Source organism: Ciceribacter sp. L1K23 (assembly GCF_018122705.1).
In the GTDB taxonomy this organism is placed as follows: domain Bacteria; phylum Pseudomonadota; class Alphaproteobacteria; order Rhizobiales; family Rhizobiaceae; genus Allorhizobium.
In genome coordinates, this window is sequence record NZ_JAGRRC010000001.1 from 652,784 (window position 1) to 671,990 (window position 19,207).

General features: G+C 64.4%; 20 protein-coding genes. 9 read left to right on the forward strand and 11 right to left on the reverse strand.

Annotated features, from left to right (window positions below; genetic code table 11):
* Nucleotides 1-87 precede the first annotated feature (87 nt).
* From J5J10_RS02905 to J5J10_RS02920, 4 genes are all read left to right on the forward strand, one after another.
* Entirely contained in the window at nt 88-660 is a 573-nt protein-coding gene (locus J5J10_RS02905; RefSeq protein WP_211928764.1) for a HupE/UreJ family protein, read from the forward strand.
* 243 nt (nt 661-903) lie between these two features.
* Nucleotides 904-1,677: an amino acid ABC transporter substrate-binding protein gene (locus tag J5J10_RS02910; RefSeq protein WP_211928765.1), complete on the forward strand. Its 774-nt coding sequence runs from the start codon at nt 904-906 to the stop codon at nt 1,675-1,677.
* 115 nt (nt 1,678-1,792) lie between these two features.
* Nucleotides 1,793-2,473 (forward strand): amino acid ABC transporter permease, encoded by a 681-nt coding sequence (locus J5J10_RS02915; protein ID WP_211928766.1) that lies wholly within the window; start codon nt 1,793-1,795, stop codon nt 2,471-2,473.
* Entirely contained in the window at nt 2,470-3,225 is a 756-nt protein-coding gene (locus J5J10_RS02920; RefSeq protein WP_211928767.1) for an amino acid ABC transporter ATP-binding protein, read from the forward strand. The genes J5J10_RS02915 and J5J10_RS02920 overlap by 4 nt, the downstream gene beginning before the upstream one ends.
* A gap of 123 nt (nt 3,226-3,348) precedes the next feature.
* Here J5J10_RS02920 and queF read toward each other — a convergent pair whose 3' ends face one another.
* The gene (queF, locus tag J5J10_RS02925) at nt 3,349-3,813 is read right to left on the reverse strand and encodes a preQ(1) synthase (protein ID WP_211928768.1); all 465 of its coding nucleotides are present in this window, start codon (nt 3,811-3,813) and stop codon (nt 3,349-3,351) included.
* A gap of 18 nt (nt 3,814-3,831) precedes the next feature.
* The gene (locus J5J10_RS02930; RefSeq protein WP_211928769.1) at nt 3,832-4,740 is read right to left on the reverse strand and encodes a cation diffusion facilitator family transporter; all 909 of its coding nucleotides are present in this window, start codon (nt 4,738-4,740) and stop codon (nt 3,832-3,834) included.
* A gap of 253 nt (nt 4,741-4,993) precedes the next feature.
* Here J5J10_RS02930 and J5J10_RS02935 point away from each other — a divergent pair, with 253 nt between their 5' ends.
* Nucleotides 4,994-5,560, forward strand: a complete 567-nt coding sequence (locus tag J5J10_RS02935) for a dual specificity protein phosphatase family protein (RefSeq protein WP_211928770.1) — start codon at nt 4,994-4,996, stop codon at nt 5,558-5,560.
* Nucleotides 5,561-5,593: 33 nt separating this feature from the next.
* Here the strand turns inward: J5J10_RS02935 and J5J10_RS02940 are convergent, their stop codons facing one another.
* Entirely contained in the window at nt 5,594-6,220 is a 627-nt protein-coding gene (locus J5J10_RS02940) for a LysE family translocator (RefSeq protein ID WP_211928771.1), read from the reverse strand.
* Nucleotides 6,221-6,368: 148 nt separating this feature from the next.
* Here J5J10_RS02940 and J5J10_RS02945 point away from each other — a divergent pair, with 148 nt between their 5' ends.
* Nucleotides 6,369-6,653: a type II toxin-antitoxin system RelE/ParE family toxin gene (locus J5J10_RS02945; RefSeq protein ID WP_211928772.1), complete on the forward strand. Its 285-nt coding sequence runs from the start codon at nt 6,369-6,371 to the stop codon at nt 6,651-6,653.
* Nucleotides 6,625-6,939, forward strand: a complete 315-nt coding sequence (locus tag J5J10_RS02950; RefSeq protein WP_211928773.1) for a HigA family addiction module antitoxin — start codon at nt 6,625-6,627, stop codon at nt 6,937-6,939. Before J5J10_RS02945 ends, J5J10_RS02950 begins: the two co-directional genes overlap by 29 nt.
* Nucleotides 6,940-7,001: 62 nt before the next feature.
* Here the strand turns inward: J5J10_RS02950 and J5J10_RS02955 are convergent, their stop codons facing one another.
* The gene (locus J5J10_RS02955) at nt 7,002-9,191 is read right to left on the reverse strand and encodes an anthranilate synthase (RefSeq protein ID WP_211928774.1); all 2,190 of its coding nucleotides are present in this window, start codon (nt 9,189-9,191) and stop codon (nt 7,002-7,004) included.
* Between the two features lie 487 nt (nt 9,192-9,678).
* On the opposite strand from J5J10_RS02955, the gene J5J10_RS02960 reads away from it, so the two are divergent.
* Entirely contained in the window at nt 9,679-10,602 is a 924-nt protein-coding gene (locus J5J10_RS02960; RefSeq protein ID WP_211928775.1) for an extensin family protein, read from the forward strand.
* A gap of 19 nt (nt 10,603-10,621) precedes the next feature.
* Here the strand turns inward: J5J10_RS02960 and J5J10_RS02965 are convergent, their stop codons facing one another.
* From J5J10_RS02965 to J5J10_RS02975, 3 genes are all read right to left on the reverse strand, one after another.
* Nucleotides 10,622-11,011, reverse strand: coding sequence for a nuclear transport factor 2 family protein (locus J5J10_RS02965; protein WP_211928776.1), 390 nt, complete (start codon nt 11,009-11,011; stop codon nt 10,622-10,624).
* A 1-nt stretch (nt 11,012) separates the two neighbouring features.
* Nucleotides 11,013-11,840, reverse strand: a complete 828-nt coding sequence (locus tag J5J10_RS02970; protein ID WP_211928777.1) for an MBL fold metallo-hydrolase — start codon at nt 11,838-11,840, stop codon at nt 11,013-11,015.
* 68 nt (nt 11,841-11,908) lie between these two features.
* The gene (locus tag J5J10_RS02975) at nt 11,909-12,544 is read right to left on the reverse strand and encodes a DsbA family protein (protein WP_211928778.1); all 636 of its coding nucleotides are present in this window, start codon (nt 12,542-12,544) and stop codon (nt 11,909-11,911) included.
* Between the two features lie 110 nt (nt 12,545-12,654).
* On the opposite strand from J5J10_RS02975, the gene J5J10_RS02980 reads away from it, so the two are divergent.
* On the forward strand, nt 12,655-13,566 hold the full coding sequence (locus tag J5J10_RS02980; RefSeq protein WP_211928779.1) for a LysR family transcriptional regulator: 912 nt from the start codon (nt 12,655-12,657) through the stop codon (nt 13,564-13,566).
* Between the two features lie 63 nt (nt 13,567-13,629).
* Here the strand turns inward: J5J10_RS02980 and J5J10_RS02985 are convergent, their stop codons facing one another.
* From J5J10_RS02985 to J5J10_RS03000, 4 genes are all read right to left on the reverse strand, one after another.
* Nucleotides 13,630-15,822 carry a xanthine dehydrogenase family protein molybdopterin-binding subunit gene (locus J5J10_RS02985; protein WP_249116659.1) on the reverse strand — a complete coding sequence of 731 codons (2,193 nt, stop codon included), beginning with the start codon at nt 15,820-15,822 and terminating at the stop codon, nt 13,630-13,632.
* Complete coding sequence (locus tag J5J10_RS02990) at nt 15,819-16,790, reverse strand: xanthine dehydrogenase family protein subunit M (RefSeq protein WP_211928780.1); 972 nt, start codon at nt 16,788-16,790, stop codon at nt 15,819-15,821. The genes J5J10_RS02985 and J5J10_RS02990 overlap by 4 nt, the downstream gene beginning before the upstream one ends.
* Entirely contained in the window at nt 16,787-17,296 is a 510-nt protein-coding gene (locus J5J10_RS02995; protein WP_249116660.1) for a 2Fe-2S iron-sulfur cluster-binding protein, read from the reverse strand. Before J5J10_RS02995 ends, J5J10_RS02990 begins: the two co-directional genes overlap by 4 nt.
* Nucleotides 17,297-17,430: 134 nt before the next feature.
* The gene (locus tag J5J10_RS03000) at nt 17,431-19,107 is read right to left on the reverse strand and encodes a formate--tetrahydrofolate ligase (protein WP_211928782.1); all 1,677 of its coding nucleotides are present in this window, start codon (nt 19,105-19,107) and stop codon (nt 17,431-17,433) included.
* Between the last annotated feature and the right edge of the window lie 100 nt (nt 19,108-19,207).

Consider the following 19,207-nt stretch of genomic DNA (forward strand, 5'->3'; position numbering starts at 1 on the left):
GGCTTACGCTAGTCTTTCCGACGATCTATAGACGGGGCTGGCGCGACCGATGTCCGGGCGCCATGTCGACCAAACAGAGGGACAACAATGTTCAAGCGCATTTCACTGACCGCCACCTTTTTCGCAGCAGCCGCCGCCCCCGCCTTTGCCCACCTTGATCCGGCAGAGCACGGCTCGTTCATGGCCGGCGTCTCCCACCCGCTGTTCGGCGCAGATCATATCCTGGCGATGATCGCCGTCGGCCTCTGGGCCTCGCAGATCGGCGGCCGCGCGCTGATCGCCGTTCCTGCTGCCTTCGTCGGCACCATGGCGCTCGGCTTCGCGCTTGCTGTCGCGGGCGTCGGCCTGCCTTTCGTCGAACCGGCGATCCTTGCCTCCGTCATCGGTCTTGGCCTTCTGGTCGCCACCGCCGTGCGCCTGCCAGTCGCCGTATCCGCTGCCGTCGTCGGCGTCTTCGCCCTTTTCCACGGCCATGCCCATGGCGGCGAACTGGGTGCCGCCGGCGCGCTGCAGTTCGGCCTCGGCTTCCTGATCGCCACCGCCGCACTCCATGCCGTCGGCGTCGCCGCCGGACTCGGCCTGTCGCGTCTCGGCCCGGTCGTCACCCGCGTTCTCGGCGCGCTGACGGCCCTCGGCGGCGCGGCCCTGATCCTCGGCTGATCCATCGATCCGGGCGGCCAAGACCGCCCGCACACTTCGACCGCCGCAAGGACCGGACCTGTACCGGGAACCTTCGCGGCGGTTTTCTGTTTGAGTGGCCTGGTACCTCGGGAGATCCGGCCGCGCGCGCAAATGAGCAAAATATTCTCATTTGCTGAATTTGTTTGCATTTTCCTCTCACGCAAAGCCGACCATCTGCTCCTATCTACGGGCCATCGAACAGCAGTGTGAAAGGAATACCCCATGAGCTGGCTCAAGACCCTCGCCGCAGCGGCTGCCCTGCAGGCACTTGTGCTCACCCCGGCGTTCGCCGGCGAAAACCTCGACCAGATCAAGTCGTCGGGCGTCATCAAGATCGGCACGGAAGGCACCTACGCCCCGTTCACCTATCATGACGCAGCGAACGACCTCGTCGGCTTCGACGTCGAGATCGGCCGCGCCGTCGCCGAAAAGCTTGGCGTGAAAGCCGAGTTCGTCGAAGGCAAGTGGGACGGCCTGATCGCCGGTCTCGACGCCAACCGCTATGACGCCGTGATCAACCAGGTCGGCATCACCGAGGCGCGCAAGCAGAAGTACGACTTCTCCGATCCCTACATCGCCTCGAAGGCCGTACTGATCGTCGAGCAGGACAACGAAGACATCAAGGGCTTCGAAGACCTCAATGGCAAGAAGTCCGCCCAGTCGCTGACCAGCAACTTCGGCAAGCTGGCCGAGGAGGCCGGCGCTGAACTCGTCGGCACCGACGGCTTCGACCAGTCGATCCAGCTCGTCCTGACCGGCCGCGCCGATGCGACGATCAACGACAGCCTCTCCTTCCTCGACTTCAAGAAGCAGAAGCCGGACGCGCCGGTAAAGGTTGTGGCCGAGAAAGCCGACGCCGACTATTCGGGCATCATCGTCCGCAAGGGCGATGCCGATCTGGTCGCCGCGATCAACGAGGCGCTGGCCGCCATCAAGGCCGACGGCACCTACGAGGCGATCTCGCAGAAGTATTTCGGCGCCGACGTCTCCAAGTAAGATGTGAGCACCCTTTCTCGCCATAGGTGGGGAGAAAGGGTTTGCCGCACCTGCCACCTTCCCTCGAAAGGCCGGGAGGGCTATCTACTCCTGACCATCCACGAGGACCACCGCCGTGCCGCACTGGCTGCAACTGATGCTCGACTCGCTTCCGACGCTTTTGTGGGCCGGGCTGAAATTCACGATTCCGCTGACGCTGATCTCCTTCGTGCTGGGACTGTCGCTCGGTCTGGTGACGGCGGTGACGCGGCTCTTTGCACCGAAGCCGCTGGAACTGCTGGCCCGCTTCTATGTTTGGATCTTCAGGGGCACGCCGCTGCTCGTGCAGCTTTTCGTCATTTTCTACGGCCTGCCGAGCATCGGCATCCTGCTCGATGCCTTTCCCGCCGCCGTCATCGGCTTCACGCTCAATGTCGGCGCCTATTCCTCGGAGATCATCCGCGCGGCGATTTCCTCGGTGCCCAAGGGACAGTGGGAGGCCGCCTATTCGACCGGCATGACCTGGCGGCAGGCCATGAGGCGAACGATCCTGCCGCAGGCCGGCCGCGTTGCGGTGCCGCCGCTGTCGAATACCTTCATCTCGCTGGTTAAGGACACGTCGCTCGCCGCCGCGATCACCGTGCCGGAACTCTTCCAGTCCGCCCAGCGCATCGTTGCGACGACCTACGAGCCACTGATCCTCTACATCGAGGCGGCCTTTATCTATCTCGCGATGAGCTCCGTCCTGTCGGCGCTGCAGTCCAGGCTCGAAACGCGCTTCGCCCGCTATGGCGGCATGCTGCAGGCAAACCGATGATCGAGCTATCCCATATCGAAAAGCGCTTCGGCGAGGCTGTCATCCTCAAGGACATCTCGCTGTCCTTCCCGGAAGGCAGCGTAACCGCGCTGGTCGGCCCCTCCGGCGGCGGCAAAAGCACGCTGCTTCGAACCATCAACCTGCTCGAACTGCCGAGCAAGGGCAGCGTGCAGGTAGGGGAAAATCGCGTCGACTTCGCCTCCGGCCGCAAGGTCCCCTTCGCCGATATCCAGAAAATCCGCTGCGAGACCGGCATGGTGTTCCAGAACTTCCAGCTCTTCCCGCATCGCACCGCGATCGAGAACGTCGTGGAAGGACTGCTCACCGTGCAGAAATGGTCGAAGGACAAGGCCCATGCCCGCGCCATGGAACTCTTGACCAAGGTCGGCATGGCGCACAAGGCCGACGCCTGGCCGGCCAACCTCTCCGGCGGCCAGCAACAGCGCGTTGCGATCGCCCGGGCTCTCGCCCCATCGCCCAAGGTCCTGCTCTGCGACGAGCCGACCTCGGCACTCGATCCGGAACTCGCCGGCGAAGTCGTGGACGTGCTGGGCACGCTGGCGAGCGAAGGCACGACCATGGTGATGGCAACGCACGATCTCCGGCTCGCCTCGAAGATCGCCAACAACGTGGTGTTCCTGGAAGCCGGAGAAGTGGTGGAGACCGGTAGCGCCGAGGCGATCTTCCAGTCACCCAGGCGCGAGCGCACCCAGCGCTTCGTGTCCTCGATCAGCGCGGCGCAGACGCTTTAGCGGCAGCCATCCATAGCGGCGCGAGGCCGAGATACCGCACCCATTGAATCACTTTGTGTGCAGCGCACCATAGAGCCTTGAAAAGACTCCTAGCTTCGCGATCGCTAAACTTCATCCAGAGCGTTAGCCGCGACCGCGATAGGTCGCAACGCCCTGCTCCGGCAGCCAGACACCCTGTGGCGCCTCGCCCGTCTGCCAGAACACATCGATGGGGATTCCGCCGCGGGGATACCAGTAGGCGCCGATCCTGAGCCACTTCGGATCGAGAAGCTCGACAATCCGCTTGGCGATATAGATCGAGCAATCCTCGTGGAAGGCGCCGTGATTGCGGAAGGAGAACAGGAAGAGCTTCAGCGACTTCGATTCCACCAGCCAGTCGCCGGGGATGTAATCAATGACGATATGGGCGAAATCCGGCTGGCCGGTCATCGGGCAGAGCGAGGTGAACTCCGGCGCGGTGAAGCGCACGACATAATCGGTGCCGGCATTGCCGTTCGGCACGCGTTCCATGACGGCCGTTTCCGGACTGACGGGCGCTTCCACGCTCTGGCCGAGCTGGGTCAGCCCGGACACATCGGTCTTGCTCATTGCGAAAATCCTCTTCGTTCAGTGTCCGAGTTCGACGTCGGCGCCGTGCGCCATCTCGTTTTCGGGTTCGACATGGATGGTGACCCGCGTGCCAGGCACGGCATTGTGCACGGCAAGTTCCAGCCGGTCGCAGATGACATGCGCGTCGCCGACCGACATGCGCGCGGGAACGACGAGATCGAAGGCGACGAAGGTGGCGGCACCGGCGCGCCGCGACCGCAGATAGTGCACGCCGAGAGACCCCTCGGAGTTCGCCTTGATCGCCTGGCGGATCGCCTCTTCCTCCTCCGGCTCCACGGCCTTGTCCATCAGGCCGTCGACCGAATGCGAAATCACCTTCCAGCCCTGCCAGATGATGTTGCACGCAACCACGATGGCAAGAATCGGATCGAGGATCGCATAGCCGGTCGCAATGACGAGACCTAGGCCGACTAGAACGCCGGCCGATGTCACGACGTCGGACATGATGTGATGGCCGTCGGCCGACAGCGCCGGCGAGCGATGGCTCTTGCCGACCCTGATCAGAAGCCGTGCCCAGACGAGATTGATGACGGCGGCGGCCGCGTTGATCGCCAGACCGAGAACGGGTGCATCCAGCATTTCAGGAGACCTGAGCGCCGCACCGGCCTCCCGGATGATCAGCAGCGCCGCCACCACGATCAGAACGCCTTCCAGAACCGCCGAGAGATATTCCGCCTTGTGGTGACCATAGGGGTGGTCGCGGTCGGCGGGCTTCTGCGCATAGCGGATCACGAAATAGGCGATGAAGGCGGCAACGACGTTGACCGTCGATTCCAGCCCGTCCGAGAGCAGCGCCACCGATCCCGTCACCCACCACGCGACGAGCTTCAGCCCCATGACGCCGAAGGACAGCGGAATGCCCCAGAAGGCGAGACGCTGGACGAGAGTATCAGTCTGGGTCGCCATAACCGGCCCCTTTGCTGTTGCAAGCGAATTGCAGAAGCAATTCCAGAAACGACGAAACCGCCCACGGGTGGCGGGCGGTTTCAGAGAGTTGCCGCCCAATAGGACAAGTCCCCGGCAGCGTCAATGCCGGCTCCGGATGGGTGCGACTTTATCAGTGGATCGATAACGTTTTCGTACATATAAAAACCATAATATGCGCTTTCATCGCGAATTTCGGCGGCCGCATCGGCCAGCAGACGCTGGGGACCCCAATATGAGATGGAAAAGACTGCTGAAGCGCGCGGGACTCGGAACGCTTGTCGTGGTGCTCGGTCTGGGCGCCTGGCTCGGCTATCTGCAGTTCAGCGGCAATTTCCATGAGGTTCTGCCGGGCAAGTTCTACCGGTCGGCGCAACTCTCCCCCGAGGCGCTGGCGGGCTATATCGACCGCTACGGCATTGCCACCGTCATCAACCTGCGCGGCGAAAATCCGCAGGACCAGTGGTATCGCGACGAGATGAAGGCGGTAGAGGATCGCGGCGCGGTCTATCTCAATTTCCGCATGTCGGCGAAACGCGAACTGACGACGGAAGAAAGCTTCAGACTCGTCGCCCTGATGCGCGATGCCAAGGGCCCCATTCTCGTCCACTGCCAGGGCGGCGCCGACCGCACCGGATTTGCCTCCGTCCTCTACCTGCAGCAGATCGCCGGCGTCGACGAGGAAACCGCCGAACTGCAGCTCACCCCCCTCTTCGGCCACCTGAACCTGCCCTTCCTCGGCGCCTATGCGATGGACGAGACCTGGGAAGCCTTCGAAAAGGCGATCGGGCTGGATAGTTGAGGCTGGCCGAGGACGACGTAAATGCGGGTAGCGCTAGGCTCGCCTTGTAAACGCCAGCATTCCGGCCGCGCCGAGCATGAACGCACCCGTTGTCCGGTTAACCAGAAGCATCCGGCGCGCTGAAGGTCGCAGAGCGTGAATGGCGCTGCCGGCCAGAATCCATCCTATCGCGGCGAAAAACTCCACGGCGATATAAATCGCGCCCAGCACCACAAGCTGTGTCGTGACGGAGCCGCCACCGCCCGGGCTGACGAACTGGGGAACGAACGCGGTAAAGAGCAGAACCGCCTTGGGATTGGTCATGGCGACAAGAAACTCCCGCCGCGCCAACGCGTAGGCGCTGCGGGTCTCCACGCTCGCCTCGACGGGCGGCGGGTCAGCGTGGACGATCATCTTGAACCCGAGATAGGCGAGATAAGCCACACCCGCCCACTTCACAATCTGGAAAGCGAGTTCCGAGGCTTGCAGCAGGGCGCCGAGACCGACGACGACCAGAGCGATCATGGTCGCGAACGCAAGGCCACGTCCGAGCAAGGCGATCACCGACGGGCCGAAGCCGTGACGGCTGCCATTCGCGAACGACAGAAGATTGTTTGCGCCGGGCGAGGCGGCGACAATCATGGCAGCGGGGAGAAAAAGCAGGATTTGCGCGGCCGTCATCGTCAGCCTCCTTTGACGGGAATACGGAGAAAGACTTGGGCGCAGTTCTGGTTCCATCCTCGGAATAAGTCCTCACCACCTGCCCTTTGGATCGGCATAGGAGGATGAGTCAGATTGCCATTCATAACGCGTCGCGTTATACTATCGCATGATCCGGAGCTTCGCCGATCCAGAAACGGAGCGCATCTGGACTGGCGAGAGGAGTCGACGACTTCCGCCGGATATCGAGGCGGTCGCGCTGCGCAAGCTGCGTCTCATCAACAATGCGCGCGGCCTCCAGGATTTGCGTGTTCCACCGGGAAACCGGCTGGAGGCACTCAAAGGGGAGCGCTCCGGACAATACAGCATCCGCATCAACGACCAGTGGCGGATATGTTTTAAATGGAAAGACGGAGGACCGAGCGATGTCGGGATCGTCGACTACCATGACTGAAATGCTGCCGAACCCCCACCCCGGCGACATCCTGCTGGAGGATTTTCTGAAGCCGATGGGGCTGAGCCAGAACGCGCTTGCCCGCGCCGTTCATGTGCCGCCGCGACGGATCAACGAGATCGTGCTGGGCAAGCGGTCGATGACGGCCGACACGGATCTGCGCCTGGCGCGATATTTCGGGATGTCGGAAGGGTTCTTCCTCGGCCTGCAGGCGGACTATGACCTGATGCAGAGGCGGCGCGAGATCAAGGACGATCTTTCAGCGATCCAACCACACGCGGCGTAAAACGGGCCATTAAAAAGGGCGGCAACAAAGCCGCCCTCCTGAATGCTGGCGTGAATGGCGACTCAAGCCGCCTTCACCTTCGCCCGCTTGGCGAGATGCGCCACCACGTTCTCGATCATCCGCATGCCGGCATCCTGGCCGAGCGTCATGATCGATTCCGGGTGGAACTGCACCGCCGCGACCGGCTCCTTGGTGTGCTCGATGCCCATGATCGTGCCGTCCTCGCTTTCCGCCGTGATCGTGAAATCACGGTGCAGGGTGGCGGGGTCGGCGAAGATCGAGTGGTAGCGGCCGACGGTGACTTCCTTTGAAAGCCCCGAGAAGACGATGCCGGGCTCCAGCACGCGGATGCGGGACGGCTTGCCGTGCATGGGGATCGCGAGCTGGCGCAGTTCCCCGCCATAGGCTTCCGCGAGCGCCTGCAGGCCGAGGCAGACGCCGAAGATCGGCAGCTGCCGGGCTCGGGCCTTCTTGATCGTCGCCTTGCAGTCGAAATCGGACGGCGAGCCGGGGCCGGGCGACAGGACCACGAGATCCGGGTTCAGCCGCTCGAACACTTCTTCCGGCACCGGCGTGCGCACGGTGTTCACCGTCGCCCCCGTCTGGCGGAAATAGTTGGCGAGCGTGTGGACGAACGAGTCCTCGTGGTCGACGAGCAGGATGTTGACGCCTTGGCCCACCTTGGCGACGCCGCGCTTGGCCTTGCCGTCATTGCCGGTCTTCGCGTCTCTTATGGCTGCGATCATGGCGGATGCCTTCAGTTCGGTTTCGGCCTCTTCCTCTTCCGGAATGCTGTCGTTCAGAAGCGTCGCACCGGCCCGCACCTCGGCGATGCCGTCCTTGATGCGCACGGTGCGGAGCGTCAGGCCGGTGTTCATGTCGCCATTGAAGCCGACCATGCCGATCGCCCCGCCATACCAGGCGCGCGGGCTCTTTTCGTGCTGCTCGATGAAGCGCATGGCCCAGAGTTTTGGCGCGCCGGTCACCGTCACGGCCCAGGCGTGGGACAGGAAGCCGTCGAAGGCGTCCATGTCGTCGCGCAGGCGCCCTTCGATGTGGTCGACGGTGTGGATCAGGCGCGAATACATCTCGATCTGGCGTCGGCCGATGACCTTGACCGAGCCCGGCTCGCAGACGCGGCTCTTGTCGTTGCGGTCGACGTCCGAGCACATGGTGAGCTCGCTCTCGTCCTTCTTGGAATTGAGCAGCTTCAGGATCTGTTCCGAGTCGGCGATCGGATCGTCGCCGCGTTTGATCGTGCCCGAGATCGGGCAGGTCTCGATGCGCCGGCCGTTGACCCGGACGAACATTTCCGGCGAGGCGCCGACGAGATATTCCTGATGGCCGAGATTGATGAAGAAGGAATAGGGCGACGGATTGATTTCCTTGAGCCGCTTCGAAATCTGCGAAGGCTTCGATTCACAGCGCTCCATGAACTTCTGCCCCGGCACGACCTCGAACAGGTCCCCCCGGCGGAAGCTCTCCTTGGCTTTGACGACCAGCTCGGCATATTCGCCCGGACGATGATCGCCGCGCGGCGGGATCGTGTCGGTGTGCGTAAACGGCTCCGGCGCGATCTCTTCCGATTTTCCGTCGGTCGTCACGCCGTCCTTCTCGAAATCGTAGCGGTCGATCCAGGCCTTGGCCGAATAGTGGTCGACGACGAGGATCTCGTCGGGCAGGAACAGCACCATGTCGCGCTGGTCTTCCGGGCGCACCAGCGACAGCTTGATCGCGTCGAACTGGAAGGCGAGATCATAGCCGAAGGCGCCGAACAGGCCGATGGCGCTGTCGGCCTCCGAATAGAAGAGATCGGTGATCGCGCGCAGCACCGTGAACACCGTCGGCATCTTTGAGCGCTCTTCCTCGGTGAACACCCGGTCCGGCTCGTTGACGGTCAAATCGAGGCGGGTGGCGGACGACGCGCCGATCGTCAGGTCGGCGACGGTCTTGAGCTTTTCCGCGATGAACGAGAGCAGCACCTCGCCGCGCCCGTTATAGGCCTCGATCCAGACCTTGCGACCGAAGGAGGAAAGACCGAGCGGCGGATCGACGATCGCGGTATCCCAGCGGGTGTAGCGGCCCGGATATTCGTAGTTGGAGGAAAACACCGCACCGCGCCGCTCGTCGAGCTTGTCGACATAGGTGGAGATCGCGTCGGCATAGGTGGTCGGACGCCGCGCCCGCGTCACCTTGATGCCGCCGCGGGTCTCGTAGGTCTCCGAACCGTCGTCCGCTATGATCGTGGCCATGCTCGTTCCGTCTCCATGTTCAGGGCCTGGTTTCCCTGGCGCCTGAATACAAAAAAGCCGCCTCAGGAAGTCTCCGGGCGGCTTTGGGTCACGTTTTCATGGACATGACTGGTCAAGGCCGCGTCAGCGAGCCCACCACCAGTTGCCAATGTTCAAAAACGTCGTCATGGCGGAAGTCATAACCGCAAGCGGGTTTGGGCGCAAGATGTCTTGCGCGGGAGGGTGGGAACAATCCGTGCGGCGGCGTTCCGCGTCACCGTCTGCGGGTTTGCCCGGAGGTTTGCCCCTCATCCGGCTGCCGCCACCTTCTCCCCGCGATCGGGGAGAAGGGACCCGTGGCACCCCCGGCGCTCCATCTCCCTTCTCCCCGTCAAAACGGGGAGAAGGTGCCGGCAGGCGGATGAGGGGCGGCAGCCCGACGATACCCCGCTGAAACCAAACCCCACCCTCGCCCGTTGTCGGCAGGCCCGAAACGGAGACCGGACCTTTGCTAAAACGTCTTGCGCTGGCCGCAGCCCTTTTCGCCCTTCCCGCGCTGGCCGCTCCCGACACCATCCCCGCCGAGCCGCCGGTGCCCCTTCCTAAACCCATGGAGCCCAGGCCCGTGGAGGCCGAGCCTGTCGAGGCGGAAGCACCGGCGCCGGCGGAGGTGCCCGTGCCAACCGAGAAGCCGGAGGAAGCGCCTGAGACCGCGCCTGCCGGGACTGAGGCGGACGACGACGCGGCCGCGACGCCGGCGACGGACGCGGATAAGAAGCCGAACGAGGAGCCCGGGAGCGAACCGCCGGCCGAGATGCAGGGGCCGCCGAAGCCGCCCGCACCGCCCCCGGCGCCGCCGGTTGCGAAGGAGGACGAAGAGGCATACCGCGCCTGCATCGGCGAACTGAAGACGCTGGGGGTGACGTTCAAGGAACTGCCGCGCATCGACGATGGCGACGGCTGCGGCATCGACAAACCGATCGCAGCGACGACGCTGTCATCGGACGTGACGGTCGAGCCGGAGCTGACCGCGCGCTGCGAAACCGTGCTGCAGCTCGCCCGCATGACCCGCGATTTCGTCGAACCCGCGGCCGGCCTCGGCCTCGCCGACATGGGCGAGCTGAAAACCGTACGCCAGGCCTCCGGCTATGTCTGCCGCAAGCGTAACAGCGCCGAGACCGGCAAGATTTCCGAACACGCCCGCGGCAACGCCGTCGACATCGCCGGGCTCGACTTCGAGAAGGGCTCGGTCGCCATGGAGATCGCCAAGCCCGAGGACTCCGACCTCGCCTCCGCCTTCCAGCGCGCCTTCAACGCGTTTGCATGCCTGTATTTTACGACCGTCCTCTCCCCCGGCAGCGACACCACGCACCAGGACCACATGCATCTGGATGTGATGGAGCGGCGGGGTGGGTATCGGTATTGCCGGTGATGGGGGGAGTTGGTTGAGGTCAGGAAAGCGCCTTCGCCACCATGACGCTATCGACATACTGAGTCATGCGCCGGATCTTGCCATCCTCGATATCGTAGAGATGCGCAAAGGCCGCACGCATCGACTTGCCGGTCGCCTTGTAGGTGCCGGAGTAGACGCCGAAGGCGGCAACGCGGTCACCATCGGCAAGGTACGTTTGGACGTCGGCGCGGTAGTCTATCCACTCGCTGCCGAGGCGGGCGAAGACGCCCGCCATCAAGGCATCGATGCCGACATAGGTGCCGGCATACGGAAAACCTTCCGCCTCCGTCCACTCTACATCGGGATGAAGAACGGCCATCAGGTTTCGGCCGTTCTCTTCCGACGAGCCTTCGTAGGTCGCACGGATCAGGTCAACATTGCTGATCATATCAGCCCCACTTCATCTCGCCGTTAGCAACCTTCGATCCGATGTCGAGCGCAACGCCCATGCCGAGACCGGGGAAGCGGGCTTCCATCGCTGCCTTCAGCGCGGCAGAGTCGGCGGCCTTGCCCAGTTCCTCTTCGAACGCGAGAAGATAGGCCTTCGTGTGCGCGACGGCGGAGAGGTCGATGGCGGCCTGCGGCTCGAGATGGCCGGGCACCACGACCGATGGCTTCAGGTCGGCGATCCTGTCAAGGTTGGCGACCCAGGCGGCGCGGGCTTCCTTGCTCTGCGTGTCGGCCGTCCACACATGAACGCCGGAGAAGATCAGCACGCCACCGAATACGGCATTGAGCGAGGGAACGCGCAGATAGCGCCGGTTCGCGAGCCCTTCCGCGCTGACGATTTCAACCGTTTCACCGTCAACCGTGAGGTCGGAACTGTCGAAGGCCTCGGGCAGCACGATATCGGCGAGCGTCTGCGGACCATTTTCCTTGAGCTGCGGCCCCCAGACAGCCAGCTTCTTCTCGACATTGCCGTTGATGGCGGCAACTGTTTCGGCGGCGGCGATCACCCTGGCGTTCGGGAAGGCCTCGCGGACCGGTTTCAGGCTGAAATAGTAGTCCGGGTCGGACTGGCTGACGTAGATGGTCGTCAGCGTCTTGCCCGTCGCCTTGATTGCCTCGGCGAGCGCGCGCCCGTCCGGATAGGTGAAGCCGCCATCGATAAGCAGCGCTTCGGTCGGCCCTTCCAGCAGCACAGGGGCGCGGAAGAAGCCGGTCTGGCCGGCGGGGAAATGTTTCCAGGTCAGTTTCGAGGACGTATTGCTAGGCATTTTTGCTCTCCATAAAGTGGAATGTGTCAGGGGTCTGTTGAAGTTTGGGATCAGAGATCAGCGACGCCTCAGGCAGCGCGCAACTGGGCGGCCAGCGCATCGAAAGAACCGAACAGGACGCTCGTATGGACGAGCCGCGGGCCAGACGCGCCGTCGTCGACAATGAGGGCAGGAACGCCTTGGACGCCGAAGCGGGCCATCTCGGCGCGCGCCGCGGAAATCCGGTCACGATAAGCGCCAAGCAAACCCTCGTCCGGGTTGCGAACGCGCCGGGCGGCTTCGGCGAAGCCGGCTGCATCGAGGGTTTCGACAACCACAGCGAGGTCAGAATTGTCGCGACCATCCTGATAACGGACACGCTGCAGCGCCTTCAGAGCTTCAAGCTCGCGTGCCGGCTCCGTCAGACCGACCGCGACGAGGCCGAGTGTTGCCGGCGCGGAGTCAAACAGGCCGTCCACTGCGCCCAGAACATTCTCGCGATAAGCGTCTGTAAAAGGCTGGCCCGTCAGCCGGGCAATGCGCTGGTCATTCTGCCAGGCGTAGGCGGCGAACTGCCGGTCCATCGGACGCGACGCCTCACCCGCGAACAGGCCGGTCGGTGCCAGACTGAGTGTCACGCCGTCGATGTCCGCCAGCTTTTCCAACGCCGGACCGGCGCCGTAGCACCAGCCGCAAAGAGGATCGACAAGATAGGTAATCTGCATAACGGTTGTCCCTTGTTGTGTGGCTCAACAGATATGCGATCGCGATTGCGCTGACTATAGCGACCAATTATACTCACTGTATGCCTTTGGCTTACAATTTGGGTTCACACATGGAAGCGATGAATCTCAATCGGCTCGCCTATTTCGTCGCGGTCGTCGACGCCGGCTCGTTCACGCGGGCCGCCGAGAGGCTGGGCATCACCAAGACGGTCGTCAGCCAGCAGGTGGCCCGGCTGGAGGCGGATTTGCGGACCAGCCTTCTCCTTCGAACGACCCGCCGCGTCGAACCGACGGAGGCAGGCCGTTTGCTGCACGCTCGGTCCGTTATCATCCTGCGCGAAGCCGAGGATGCCTTCGGAGAGATCGCCGAGGTCACGGCGAGCCCGATCGGAACCTTGCGGATAGCTGCTCCGAACGACTTCGGAACATCGACCGTCGCGCCGCTGGTCGCGGAGTTCTGCCGGACTTACCCAGCCTGCACGGTCGACCTCGTCCTGTCGGACGCCAAGGTTGACCTCATCACCCATCACATCGACGTGTCGATCCGGGTCGGTTGGCTCGACGATTCCAGCCAGCAGGCCCGCCGGATCGGCGCATTCCGCCAGTTTCTCGTTGCCGCACCGGATTTCGCCCGGACGCTTTCCGTTGATAGCCCCGAGGACCTCGACCAGCAGCCGTTCATCGCCAACGGCGCCTTGCGCGAGCCGCTGGTCTGGCATTTTTCGCGCACCGACTTCGACCGTCGCACCGTCCGCATGCGATCGGCGATGACAATCAACACGACGCCGGCCGTGCTTGCCGCGACGCTGGCCGGAGGGGGGCTGTCGGTACTGCCGGATTATCTCATTGCGGAGCCGCTGCAGCGCGGCACACTCGTTAGGATCCTGCCCGACTGGTCCCTGCCATCAGGCGGCATTCACGCGGTCTACCCCGCCGCCCGGTTTCGCCCACCAAAGGTAACCGCCTTCGTCGCCATGCTGGAAGCCAAAGTAAAGCGACCTCCAATCAAGCGAGAAGGATGAACGCGCTTTTAAAAGGGGATTGCTTCCGCACTTTGCGCTGTTTTGAGTGGGCGTTGGCCCACCTCACATCCCCTTGATCACCTTCTCCAGCGTCGCCGGATACTCCCGCACCCGCACCCCCGTCGCGTTGAAGATCGCGTTCGTCACCGCGGCCGCCGCGCCGCAGATGCCAAGTTCGCCGAGGCCCTTGGCCTGGAGGGGGTTGGCGTGGTCGTCGCGTTCGTCGAGGAGGATCACCTCGATCTGCGGCACGTCGGCGTTGACGGGGATGTGGTATTCGGCGAGGTCGTGGTTGACGATGTGGCCGTCGCGCGGGTCGTGGGCAAGTTCCTCCGTCAGCGCCATGCCGATGCCCCAGATCATGCCGCCGAGGCATTGAGAGCGGGCGGTCTTGGCGTTGAGGATGCGGCCGGCGGCGAACGCGCCGGTCATGCGCCGCACGCGGGTTTCGCCTGTCACGGCATTGACGGCGACCTCGGCGAAATAGGCGCCGTAGGTCGCCTGGCGGGCCTTGGAGGCGATGTCGCCGGGTTCGATATGGCCCTTTGCCTCCAGCGGCAGGCCGGCCAGCAGTTCGGCGATCGGGCGCTGGCGGTTGCCGAAGATCGCCCTGCCGTCCTTGAGCGTCAGGTCCGCTTCGGCGCAGCCGGCTGCTGCGGCAAGCTTTTCGCGGATGTCCTCGCAGGCGAGGAACACGGCGGTGCCGCTCGACGCTGCGCCGAACGAGCCGCCGGAGCCGGAACCGGGCGGCAGGTCGGTATCGCCGAGCCGGACGGTCACCTGCTTCGGCTGCAGGCCGAGCATCTCGCAGGCGATCTGGGTCAGCACCGCATAGGTGCCGGTGCCGATATCGGTCTGGTCGGTCTCGACCTCGGCGGTGCCATCGGGATTGAGCCGCACGCGCGCCTCGGCCTCCTGCAGCATGTTGACGCGGAAGGCCGAGGCCATGCCCATGCCGACAAGCCATTCGCCATCGCGCACCTGGCCGGGAGTGGCCTTGCGCCTGTTCCAGCCGAATGCGCGGGCGCCCTCGCTGAGCGCCTCGGCAAGCTTGTGGGAGGAAAACGGGATGTGCTTCGACGGGTCCTCGTCGGGAATGTTGCGCAGGCGCAGTTCCACCGGATCGATGCCGGCCGTGTGGGCGAGCTCGTCCATGGCGTTTTCGAAGACCGTTACGCCGACGGCCTCGCCCGGCGCCCGCACCGAGCCGGCGCAGGTGCGGTTGAGCCGGGCTATGCGGTGGCCGATCACGCGGTTTTCGCCGCGATACATGAAGGGCGTTGCCTGGGTAACCGGCTCGGAAAAGCTCTCGTCGAACAGGCTGGACACCAGCGTCTCGTGGCCGATGCCGGTCAGGCGCCCCTCGGCATCGGCGGCGAGCCGCACGCGCTGGCGGGTTTCCGACCGGCGCATGGTCGTCTCGAACACCTGCGGCCGGGTCATCGTCACCGACACCGGGCGACCGAGCTTCTGCGCCGCAAGCGCCGCCGCCACCGCCTCCGGCGCGATGCCGAGCTTGGAGCCGAAACCGCCGCCGACATAGGGCGACAGGATGCGGACCTTCGCGGGCTCGATGCCGAGGCTGTCGGCCAGTTCATTGCGGTTGTACTTCAGCATCTGGTAGCTGCCGCGCAGCGTCAGCCGGTCGCCATGCCATTCGGCGATCGAGGCATGCGGCTCCATCGGCGCGCTGGAATGGCCGGGCGTGGTGTAGGTGACGTCGAGGCTGTGGGCAGCCTCGCGCATGGCCGTATCGAGATCGCCCATCGACGACTGCTTCTTCTCCGGAACTTCGGGCTCGACCGCATCAGGATCGACGGCGGCGTCCGCCGCCCGCTCGATCGTCAGCGTCAGCGCCTGGGCGCCGTGGCGGGCCTGTTCGAAGGTCTCGGCGACGACCAGCGCCACCGGCTGGCCGAAATAGGCGATCTCCTCCGGTCCCTGGACCGGCGCCTCGTTGGCCATACCCTGGGCCGGATTGCGCAGCATGCGCTTGTCGCTGATGACGGCCAGAATGCCCGGCATCGCCTCGACCGCGGCGGCTTCGAGACCGGTGAGCCGACCCTTCGTGGCCGGGGCGCGCACCAGCACGCCATGGCAGAGATCAGGGTCCTGCCATTCGCCAGCGTACGGCGCGGCACCCGACACCTTCAAAGGCCCCTCGGGGCGATCGAGCGGCAGGCCCAGCGCACCCTGCGCCATATCATCGAGCCGGCGGCGCGTGTCGGGGACGTCCATCTTCATGTGACGGGTCATCGGGTAGCCTCCTGAAGAACGGCTTTGAGGGTGCGTCGGGCGAGCGGGATCTTGAAATCGTTCCCGCCCTGCCCTTTGGCGTCGGCGAGCAGCGCATCGGCCGCCGCGTCGAACGCCGCCTCAGACGGCGCCTGGCCGACAAGCGCCTGTTCGACGGCGGCATCCCGCCACGGCATCGGCGCAAGGCCGCCGAAGGCGATGTCGGCCCGCGCGATCTTTCCGTCTTTCACGTTGACGATGGCCGCGACGGAGACCAGCGCGAAGGCATAGGAGGCGCGATCGCGCACCTTTCGATAGACCTGCCGGCCGGTGACGGGGCCAGGCAGGATGACGGATGTGATCAGGTCGCTTGGCTGAAGCACGGTCTCCCGTTCGGGTGTGGCGCCGGGCAGCAGGTAGAGCTCGCCAAGCGGCAGGCGTCGGCTCTCGCCGTCGCGGCCGCGGATCTCGACCTCGGCACCGAGCGCCCGCATGGCGACCGCCATGTCGCTCGGATGCGTGGCGATGCAGTGGTCGCTGGCGCCAAGGATCGCATGAATGCGGTTGACCCCGCCGATCGCGCCGCAGCCGGAGCCGGGCTCGCGCTTGTTGCACGGCATGGCGGTGTCGTAGAAATAGTAGCAGCGCGTCCGCTGCAGCAGATTGCCGCCCGTCGTCGCCTTGTTGCGCAGCTGGCCGCTGGCGCCAGCAAGCAATGCCCGCGACAGCACCGGCCAGCGGCGGCGCACGCGCATGTCGGCGGCAAGATCGCTGTTGGTGACGAGCGCGCCGATCCTGAGGCCGCCGTCTTCCGTCTCTTCGATGGACTTGAGGTGGAGCCGGTTGATGTCGATCAGCCGCTCCGGCGTCATCACCTCGAGCTTCATCAGGTCGAGAAGATTGGTGCCGCCGGCGATGATCGAGGTAGCGGCATCGGCGGACGAAAGGTCGGACGGGGCCGCCGCCCGCTGGTAGTCGAACGGCCTCATGCGTCGCCTCCCTTCGCCACGCCTCTGATAGCATCGACAATGTTGGGATAGGCGGCGCAGCGGCAGAGATTGCCGCTCATGCGTTCGGAAATCTCGGCGTCGGAAAGCTCCGGTTCGGCGGCGATGTCCTCGGTCACATGGCTCGGCCAGCCGGCCTTCGCTTCCTCGATCATCGCCGTGGCGGAACAGATCTGGCCTGGGGTGCAATAGCCGCACTGGAAACCGTCATGCTCGACGAAGGCCGTTTGCAGGGGCGACAGGTCGCCAGTGCTTCCAAGGCCCTCGATCGTGGTGATTTCGTCGCCGTCATGCATGCAGGCGAGCGTCAGACAGGAATTGATACGCCGGCCGTTGACGATGACCGTGCAGGCGCCGCACTGGCCGTGGTCGCAGCCTTTTTTCGTGCCGGTCAGGCCGAGATGATGCCGCAGTGCATCAAGCAGCGACGTGCGGGCGTCGGCGGTGAGAGATCGCCGAACGCCGTTGATCGTCAGGTCGGTTTTCATGAAGTCCTCGTGCGGTCGGAATTGCAGATTTGTCCCTGCCGTTAACCGATCGCCCGACGAATGGTTCCAGGGGCACGTGCAGCAAGGCCGCATGCCCCCGGTAATCTCGAAGGGAAGAAGAGACGGAAACCGCCTCAGAACAGGCCTTCAACCTCTCCGTCGGAATTCAGGAAAATTCGCTCCGAAGACGGCGAGCGCGGCAGGCCGGGCATCGTCATGATCTCGCCGGTGATCGCGACGACGAAGCCGGCGCCGGCCGACAGCCGGACTTCACGGACATGGACCGAGTGGCCTTCCGGAGCCCCGCGCAGGTTGGGGTCGGTGGAGAAGGAGTACTGCGTCTTGGCCATGCAGACCGGCAGGTCGCCGTAACCCTGCGCCTCCCAGGCTTTCAGCTGATCGCGCACCGCCTTGTCGGCCGTCACCTCGCCGGCGTGGTAGATCTTCGAGGCCACGGTCTCGATCTTCTCCATCAGGGACAAGGCATCCGGATAAAGCGGGCGGAAATCAGACTGGCCGCTGTCGGCGAGTTCGGCCACCTTGAGGGCGAGTTCCTCGATGCCTGCCGAACCCTCCGCCCAGTGGCGGCAGAGAATGGCATCAGAGCCGAGACGCGCGACATACTCCTTCACGGCGGCGATCTCGGCCTCGGTGTCGGATATGAAGTGGTTGATCGCGACGACCACCGGCACGCCGAACTTGCGGACATTGGCGACGTGGCGGCCGAGATTGGCACAGCCCTTGGTCAACGCCTCGACATTGGGCGTGCCGAGATCCTCCTTCTTGACGCCGCCGTTCATCTTCAGCGCCCGCACGGTGGCGACGATGACCGCCGCAGCGGGCTTCAGCCCCGCCTTGCGGCACTTGATGTCGAAGAATTTCTCCGCCCCGAGATCGGCGCCGAAGCCGGCCTCGGTCACCACGTAATCGGCGAGCTTGAGCGCCGTCGTCGTGGCGACGACGGAATTGCAGCCATGGGCGATGTTGGCGAACGGTCCGCCATGCACGAAGGCCGGGTTGTTCTCGAGCGTCTGCACGAGGTTCGGCAGCACGGCATCCTTGAGCAGCACCGCCATCGCGCCGTCGGCCTTGAGGTCGCGGGCGAAGACGGGGCTCTTGTCGCGGCGATAACCAACGATGATGTCGCCGAGCCGCTTTTCGAGATCCTTGAGGTCGCGCGCCAGACAGAGGATCGCCATGACCTCCGAAGCAACCGTGATGTCGAAGCCCGCCTCGCGCGGAAAGCCGTTGGCCGGGCCGCCGAGCGCGCAGACAATCTCGCGCAGCGCCCGATCGTTCATGTCCATCACCCGCCGCCAGGTCACGCGGCGCGTATCGATGCCGAGCTCGTTGCCCCAGTAGATGTGATTGTCGACTAGCGCTGACAGAAGGTTGTGGGCCGAGGTGATGGCGTGGAAATCGCCGGTGAAGTGAAGGTTGATGTCCTCCATCGGCACCACCTGCGCATAACCGCCGCCGGCCGCCCCGCCCTTTACCCCGAAACATGGCCCGAGCGAGGCCTCGCGGATGCAGACGATCGCCTTCTTGCCGATCCGGTTCAGTCCGTCGCCGAGACCGACCGTCGTGGTCGTCTTGCCCTCACCCGCCGGCGTCGGGTTGATCGCCGTGACAAGGATCAGCTTGCCGTCCGGCCGGTCCTTCAGCCCGGCGATGAACTCCTGGCTGATCTTGGCCTTGTCGTGGCCGTAGGGGATGAGATCCGTATGAGAGATGCCGAGCCGTTGGCCGATCTCGGTGATCGGCTTCTTTTTGGCGACACGGGCAATCTCGATATCCGATTTGATGTCCATGGGTGCTTTTCCTCCAACACACCCGCCATTGATAGCCAAACCGGTCTGTCGTGGGAACTGTGAACCATGGCGTCAATGTGACCAAAAAGGCACAGGCTGA